The organism is Desulfonatronospira sp. (assembly GCA_003563255.1).
Lineage (GTDB): Bacteria > Desulfobacterota > Desulfovibrionia > Desulfovibrionales > Desulfonatronovibrionaceae > Desulfonatronospira.
The window spans coordinates 1-5,062 of the sequence record PWSL01000386.1 but is presented as its reverse complement, the minus strand read 5'-3'; the positions used below and the strand labels follow the sequence as shown (position 1 = coordinate 5,062).

The following is a 5,062-nucleotide window of genomic DNA, read 5'->3' as shown; positions in this document are numbered from 1 at the left end:
TGACCTCCGGGGACTGGCTCTTTTGCCGCCTGATTTTTTGTTCAATTGCAAGTTTTCAAACGGCAAAAGTGCCTGTCCCCAATTGAGACAGGTTATAAATTTTAGAAGTTTCGCTGTAGTGCTATTGCCTTATGTCTGAAGTTGCGTCGGTTTGTGCCATCAGGGTCTGACCCCGAACATTGTTTGAAACTTACCCTTATTGCCCCATGTTAAACACGTAAGGAAGGTGAGGAGTATACTTGAAGTTTGCCAGGTGGTCGCAATTTGCGACCACCTCGGCTTTTTCTTCAATGGTTAGCTGAAACATGAAGTCTGCAGGGAAACGATGGATATTTCGCCTGACCTGTTCGTTGATAAGGGTGTTTTCCCGAGCCGGTTCTTCCGTAACATAGATTTGCTGTTCTCAGATAAGAACATAAACCGTACTCAACTTGTCTTTAATTCCATTCTATGCGCGCATACTTCAGCAATCGCAGCCTGGGCGTCCACATCCGATACATGAGGCTTATATTCCTGAAGGCGGCTTTGACAGACCGAGGCATCTTCATGCGGAAGTTCGCTGATAACATATAGGGCTGTGGCTAACTGCTCCAGTTTCTTGACTCCATATCCGGACAGCCACTGCGCCACCTGCTCGATCTGATCCTGGTACGGTTTCCAGCGGTATTCCAGGCGCTGGAGCAGATTTTTCCCAACCGGAGAAATACCCAGCTTGGGTCCAAAAGGAGCGGGCTGTGGCTCGACCCTAATCTGTCCGGCTGCCTGAAGCTGCGCCAGTTCATCGCGCAGGTCAAAAGAAAAAGGGCCATGCTTATATAGAACAAACTCATTGCTTAAAGGCACGTTGTGCAATTTTTTCAAGATATAGGCGGCTTTTTGCAGATGAGTCTCTCCTGCCCAGCTGCCATACTCCCGCATACTGTCCAAAAGTTTCAAAGTAACGACATTATTGCTCAGCCTTTCCATGTGCAACCCCTCTTTTTTAAAATAAAGTTAAAGCCCTTGCTCAATAATTGTATTATGGTTGTCATCCAGGAACTTTTGTGCTTTCTTTTCTATCCCCCGATGCACAAAAACACAATCGATACTTGCCGGTGTAATTGCATTCAGAACCTGAGACAGATTTGACGCCCAGGCACTTTTAATTCTACCCTTGTCATAGCTGACCGGAAAATCCGGATTCCCGGAACCTTTTGTCTGGTTGGCCCTTCTGACCATTTCAGTCCCGAATTCTTTACCTAACGCATCAACTACTGCTCGGCCTGCATCCGGATTGACTGCAAAATCTCTTTGCGCGGGCTGGTAAAGCCTCTTGTAGTGTTGACGGTAAAAAATACAGGCAGCAGGCATGTGGGCCGGATGAGAAGCATCCTTGGCAGCCTTTCTGATCTCCTCAAGCAGTGTTGAGTCGGTGGTGGCCAAATGCTTATCCAAGTCAGTCGGGTATACTCCGGAAGGAAGCCAGTGTTTCAGGAAGTCCCGCAAATGAATGTCATATATCTTACGCAGGGGATGAAAATATACCTGGGAAAAAATAAAATATCTGGCCAGCATGAGAGCTTCAGCAGAATTCAGGCCGCCTGTCTCCACACCGAGTTGTATGTCATTCTCATCTGTTTCTTTGCTGTCGTCCACTGGAGGAGCCGGCATCAGTCTCAGTGTGTCGATAAGTGGCTAAAGGTCCAGTTTGATTGTTGAGTTGTCTTATTAACTGGACAGTCAAAAGTACTCCCCGTCATGCCGGACTTGATCCAGCATCCAGCCTTTTATCCTATTAAAAAGACACTGGATTCCGGCTTTCGCCGGAATGACGAACAGGTAGAATCATGGTAAATGAATACAAATGGTTAAGATAGCTTTTGACTCTCAATTTATTAAAAATATATGCAAATCATGTTGATTAGTCCTTGACTCAGGTCAAGAGTATGCAAGAGTAGTGATCAAGAGCATATGGTTTTTCCAAACAATAAAAAGTAATGAAAAACAGGCATTTATGCTTTTCGAGATACTGCGCACAACTATTGAAGAATAGCAATAGTACTACAAAGCATCCCTGACAACGCCGCAGAAGGAGAAACGATGAAAAAACTGCCCATCGGGGTGAGTACTCTCCGAGAGATCATTGAAGAGGGATACACCTATTTGGACAAGACAAGGATTGTGCATCAGCTGGTTGAAAGCGGGAAATACTATTTTTTCTCTCAAGGCCCCACTTTTTCAGTGCAGGGTCGCGGAATAAGCATAGTACCTTTTATGCGCTCCTCCATCCCGGCCTTGCATACTCATGGTTTTGGACTTAAGCTATAAAAATCAGATATAGCAAAGACCTTGACCATCAATTATGAGGAGATTTTATCATGGAGCGCTTTTTTAACAACGCCGGGCCCACTGTTCCCAAGGATCACTATCACATTGATCCCTTGCATCGTTTAGACTGGGCAGAAGTTCAGCACCTTATTGACAGCAAGCGCTATTTTGTCCTGCATGCTCCGCGCCAGACCGGCAAGACCACAACGCTGCTGGCCATGATGGAAGCCATCAATGAAGAGGGCCGCTACAGCTGCGCCTATGCCAATATAGAAGGAGCCCAGGCAGCGAGAGGGGATGAGACCCAGGGCATTCCTGCAGCCTGCAATGCTATTGCTCGTTCCATAGACTACTATCTGAAAAACAGCAACATTCGGGAATGGCTTCATCAAAACATCAATATTATACCCCCTCAGGATATTCTCAGCGAAATGCTTGCTCATTGGGCCCAGTCCAGCTCCAGACCGGTAATCCTTTTCTTAGACGAAGTAGATGCCCTGGTAGGGGATACGCTCATATCTCTTTTGCGTCAGGTCCGCTCCGGCTATGCCCAGCGCCCTGAGGCTTTTCCCCAGAGCATAGTCCTCTGTGGGGTCAGGGATGTACGCGATTACCGCATTCACCAAAAAGGGGGAGAAATCATCACTGGAGGCAGTGCCTTTAATATTAAGGCCGAGTCTTTGCGCATGGGTAATTTCAACCAGGATGAGGTCCAGACCCTGTGGCTGCAGCACACCGAGGAGACAGGTCAAGTGTTTGAAGATGCTATTTTTCCTGAGCTATGGGAGGATACCAGAGGCCAGCCCTGGTTAGTGAACGCTCTGGGTTATGAAGTAACTTGGAAAAACAAGGCTTCCAAGGACAGGAGCAAAAAGATCAGCTTAGAGGATTATCTGCAGGCCCGGGAAAATCTTATTTTATCGAGAGCCACTCATCTGGATCAGCTGACGGATAAGCTGCGTGAGCCTCGGGTACACGGAGTGATATCTGCTTTGCTTGCCGGAGAAGAAACCTTAAAGCAGGTCCAGGATGATGACCTGCAGTACGTGGAAGACCTGGGGCTTATCCAGATGCGTCCAAGTCTGAGCATTTCCAACCGCATTTACATGGAAGTCATTCCGAGAGAACTTACCTGGTCTGTGCAGGTCATGATCAGCAACCAGGAGACTGCCTGGTATGAAAAAGATGACCACAGCTTAGATATTCCAAAGCTTTTGCAGGCTTTTCAGCAGTTTTTCCGGGAACACAGCGAAATCTGGGAGGATGGGTTTGATTACAAGGAGGCTGCTCCCCAGCTTCTTTTGCAGGCTTTTCTGCAAAGAATTCTTAACGGCGGAGGCAGGCTTTTGCGTGAATACGGCCTTGGCCGCAAGCGAACTGACCTGATCATTGAGTGGCCTTTGGACCCGCAAATGGGCATGTATGGACCGCTTCAGCGAGTGGTGATTGAGCTCAAGATCCTGCGAGGTGACCTGGAAAAGACCATCCAGACCGGCCTGGGCCAGACAGCTGACTATGCTGATCGTGCAGGTGCAGACGAAGCCCATCTTATTATCTTTAACCGGGATAGAACAGTCTCCTGGGATGAGAAAATCTTCAGCCGCCAGGAATCCCATCAGGGCAGAAGAATAACTGTCTGGGGGGCCTGATATTCTATTGTTGGGTGTGCTTACAACCCAATTTAAACAAGGATCGTTAAGCTGGGGCGATAACCATGCTTTTCAGGCTGAAGGCTGAAGTCTGAAGGCTGAAGAATAAGGAGCTTGGGCATCATTGCTCTTTCAAGATTAAAAAACTTTTTGCTCTTGTTCCCATGCTCCAGCTTAGGGGCACCTCTTTTTTTGTGGCTCCAGCCACATTCTGAAGAAGCGGCTGGAGCCGCAAGAGCAAAACGTCCCCAGGCTGGGCCTATTCACGCGGAGCTGCGTCTTTTTACATCATTGCTTACTGTATGATCGGTGTTGTGCCTTACTATTTCTTTGGACCTCGCGCCTGGAATCTGGGCAAGAAATTCGGTTATGTCACCCAGGCTGAACTTCTGGCAGATCGTTTCAACAGCAAGTCCATTTCAGTGCTTCTTGGCATACTTAGTGTGGCGGTCTTTATTCCTTACCTGACTTTGCAGATGATGGGAGCAGGCTATGTTCTGAACGTAATCAGTCAGGATAAAATACCTTACTGGGTCGGGGCCGGGATCACCTATCTCATCGTGCTGATTTATGTTTATTTCAGCGGTGCCATGGGTGTCGGGTGGTCTAATGCCTTTCAGGGAGTGATTATGATGCTTCTTGCATAGGTTCTTGGCATCTATCTTCCCAATGCTCTCTATGGAGGTATTGGAGAGATGTTTCAGGCAATCATTGAATCCAGACACTCAGCAATGCTCAACGCGCTAGGCCTGCCCTTGACCCCGAAAAAAAGTCCGGGACTTTTTATAAAAGCTCGTGTATGCCAGAGGCATGCAAACAAAAATACAAAACCAAATAAAGCGTAAGTTGGCCCAGCCCGAGCATATCGAATATGTTGTCAGGTTGATTGAAAGCAATGAACACCCCAACACAAAGCAGCTGGCAGTAGCCATATGCCAAGACCTTGGTTTTCTGGACTTCCAGGGCAATGAGCAACATTCAGGATGCATCAAGGCTTTGCGGGAGCTTGAAGCCGCTGGACACTTTGTTTTACCTTCCAGAAAGGGAAAGAAGCGGAAACTGAATCCGCAACGCTTACATACTCCTGTTGCCCCTGCTGAAGACGT

Annotated in this window: 6 protein-coding genes and 1 pseudogene; 4 read left to right on the top strand and 3 right to left on the bottom strand. The window is 47.6% G+C overall.

Annotated elements, in window-relative coordinates; genetic code table 11:
- Nucleotides 1–196: 196 nt before the first annotated feature.
- From QZP87_RS15615 to QZP87_RS11240, 3 genes are all read right to left on the bottom strand, one after another.
- Nucleotides 197–355 carry an ORF6N domain-containing protein gene (locus QZP87_RS15615; RefSeq protein ID WP_363331015.1) on the bottom strand — a complete coding sequence of 53 codons (159 nt, stop codon included), beginning with the start codon at nucleotides 353–355 and terminating at the stop codon, nucleotides 197–199.
- A 71-nt stretch (nucleotides 356–426) separates the two neighbouring features.
- Nucleotides 427–966 (bottom strand): hypothetical protein, encoded by a 540-nt coding sequence (locus tag QZP87_RS11245; RefSeq protein ID WP_291323016.1) that lies wholly within the window; start codon nucleotides 964–966, stop codon nucleotides 427–429.
- Nucleotides 967–993: 27 nt separating this feature from the next.
- Nucleotides 994–1,635, bottom strand: a complete 642-nt coding sequence (locus QZP87_RS11240; protein ID WP_291323015.1) for a hypothetical protein — start codon at nucleotides 1,633–1,635, stop codon at nucleotides 994–996.
- Nucleotides 1,636–2,079: 444 nt separating this feature from the next.
- On the opposite strand from QZP87_RS11240, the gene QZP87_RS11235 reads away from it, so the two are divergent.
- The 4 genes and pseudogenes from QZP87_RS11235 to QZP87_RS11220 all read left to right on the top strand — a co-directional run.
- Complete coding sequence (locus QZP87_RS11235) at nucleotides 2,080–2,307, top strand: AAA family ATPase (protein WP_291323014.1); 228 nt, start codon at nucleotides 2,080–2,082, stop codon at nucleotides 2,305–2,307.
- 50 nt (nucleotides 2,308–2,357) lie between these two features.
- Nucleotides 2,358–3,956, top strand: a complete 1,599-nt coding sequence (locus QZP87_RS11230; RefSeq protein ID WP_291323013.1) for an ATP-binding protein — start codon at nucleotides 2,358–2,360, stop codon at nucleotides 3,954–3,956.
- A 260-nt stretch (nucleotides 3,957–4,216) separates the two neighbouring features.
- A pseudogene (locus QZP87_RS11225) lies at nucleotides 4,217–4,603 on the top strand (hypothetical protein); the annotation flags it as partial.
- A 163-nt stretch (nucleotides 4,604–4,766) separates the two neighbouring features.
- The coding region (locus QZP87_RS11220; protein WP_291323012.1) for a hypothetical protein at nucleotides 4,767–5,062 on the top strand (296 nt) is incomplete at its 3' end.

Bases quoted from the DNA above. Each gene is read 5' to 3' on its own strand.
- QZP87_RS11235 (WP_291323014.1), top strand. From the start codon at position 2,080: ATGAAAAAACTGCCCATCGGGGTGAGTACTCTCCGAGAGATCATTGAA.
- QZP87_RS11245 (WP_291323016.1), bottom strand. From the start codon at position 966: ATGGAAAGGCTGAGCAATAATGTCGTTACTTTGAAACTTTTGGACAGT.
- QZP87_RS11230 (WP_291323013.1), top strand. From the start codon at position 2,358: ATGGAGCGCTTTTTTAACAACGCCGGGCCCACTGTTCCCAAGGATCAC.